The following is a 632-nucleotide window of genomic DNA, read 5'->3' on the forward strand; positions in this document are numbered from 1 at the left end:
GCTCACTCCCATGGAGCGCGACGGCAACGTCCCGCTCTCGTTGGCGCAGAAGCGCATGTGGTTCCTGAACCAATTCGACACACGCTCAGCTGCGTACAACATCCCACTGGCTGTTCGCCTTACCGGTGACCTCGACGTCACCGCCATGCAACAGGCGATCGCCGACGTCGTCGAGCGGCACGAAACCCTGCGGACGGTGTTTCCCGCAGTCGGCGGCGATCCGATTCAGAATGTGCTCACCGCCGACGAGGCAATACCACCAGTCCGTGAAATGACATTGGGGGAGCACGAACTCGCAGAGCGCATGCAACGACTCGCCACCACCGGCTTCGACGTGTCAGTCGACTTGCCGCTGCGCGTGGCACTCTTCCGACTCGACGCCGACGAACCCGTTCACATTCTGTTTGTCGTCGTCCACCACATCTGCGCCGACGGTTCGTCGATGGCGCCGCTCGCACGTGACGTGATGGCGGCCTATCTGGCGCGTACGGCCGGGACCGAGCCCACGTGGGCACCACTCGAAGTGCAGTACGCGGACTTCACGTTGTGGCAGCATCAGGTCCTCGGATCGGAAGACGATCCGGAATCTGTCATCAGCCGTCAATTGCACTACTGGAGTGAGCAACTCGCCG

At 62.3% G+C, this 632-nt stretch carries 1 protein-coding gene; it reads left to right on the forward strand.

The window, feature by feature from the left end; translation table 11 throughout:
- On the forward strand, positions 1-632 hold a 632-nt coding region (locus EAH77_RS25030), incomplete at both ends, for a condensation domain-containing protein (RefSeq protein WP_241673535.1).

Source organism: Ewingella americana, from assembly GCF_006438725.1.
GTDB lineage: Bacteria > Pseudomonadota > Gammaproteobacteria > Enterobacterales > Enterobacteriaceae > Ewingella > Ewingella americana_A.